This window comes from Streptomyces niveiscabiei, assembly GCF_001419795.1.
GTDB lineage: Bacteria > Actinomycetota > Actinomycetes > Streptomycetales > Streptomycetaceae > Streptomyces > Streptomyces niveiscabiei.
This window is the reverse complement of record NZ_LIRL01000274.1, coordinates 1-1,218: the sequence shown is the minus strand read 5'-3', so window position 1 is coordinate 1,218 and position 1,218 is coordinate 1. Positions and strand designations below refer to the sequence as shown.

1 protein-coding gene is annotated in these 1,218 nt (G+C 70.4%); it reads left to right on the top strand.

Annotated features, from left to right (window positions below):
• A partial coding sequence (locus AOK24_RS14670) for a glycosyltransferase family 39 protein (RefSeq protein ID WP_159051870.1) occupies positions 1-1,218 on the top strand: 1,218 nt, incomplete at both ends.

Here is a 1,218-nt window from a genome sequence, read left to right as displayed (position 1 = left end):
TCTCCGTACGGATCTTCGGGCTCAGCTCCTGGGCGATCCTGCTCCCCGAAGTGCTGATGGGGATCGGTACGGTCGCGGTGGTGTACGCGGCGGTACGGCGCCGGTTCTCGCCGGGCGCGGGTCTGATCGCCGGGGCCACCATGGCGTCGACGCCGGTCGCCGCGCTGATGTTCCGCTTCAACAACCCTGACGCGATGCTCGCGTTGCTCATGGCGGTGGCCTGCTACCTCGTCGTCCGCGCGCTGGAGGACGGGCGGACCAAGTGGCTGCTCTGGGCGGGCGCGGCGATCGGGTTCGCGTTCCTCGCGAAGACGCTCCAGGCGTTCCTGATCCTGCCCGCGCTGGCCGCTGTGTACGGGGTCTGCGCGCCGGTTTCTGTCAGGAAGCGGCTGGGTCAACTCGCCGCCGCCACCGGGGCGTTGGTCGTCTCCGGCGGCTGGTGGGTCGCGATCGTCGAGCTGTGGCCCGCGTCCTCGCGGCCGTACATCGGGGGGTCGCAGAACAACTCCTTCCTCGAACTCACCTTCGGCTACAACGGACTTGGCCGTCTGAACGGCGAGGAGACCGGGTCCGTCGGCGGGGGCGGCGGGGGCGGTGGCACCGGGCAGTGGGGTGAGACCGGCTGGGACCGGATGTTCAACTCCGAGATCGGCGGCCAGATCTCGTGGCTGCTGCCCGCCGCGCTGATCCTGCTGGTGGGTGGGCTGGTCGCTACGCGCAGGCTCAAGAGGGCGTCCGTGACGCGGAGTTCGTTCCTCGTGTGGGGCGGGTCGCTGCTGATGACGGCGATCGTCTTCAGCTACATGGCGGGGATCTTCCACCAGTACTACACGGTGGCGCTCGCGCCCTACATCGCGGCGGTCGTCGGGATGGGCGCGGGGCTGTTGTGGGAGAAGCGGGCCGAGATCTGGGCGTCGCTCACCCTCGCGGCTGCGGTCGTCTCGGCGGCTGCCTGGGGGTACGTGCTGCTCAACCGGACGCCGGATTACCTGCCTTGGCTGAAGTGGCTGGTGCTGGTGGGTGGGCTGACCGGGGCGCTCGGGCTCATCTTCGCCGGGCGCATCAGCCGTCGACTCGCGCTGGCTGCGGCCTCGGTGAGCCTCGTGGCTGCGCTGGGCGGGCCTACGGCGTACACGATCAGCACGCTTCAGGAGGGGCACACCGGGTCGATCGTGACGGCGGGTCCTGCGGGGGCGTCGATGATGGGCGGCCGGGGTG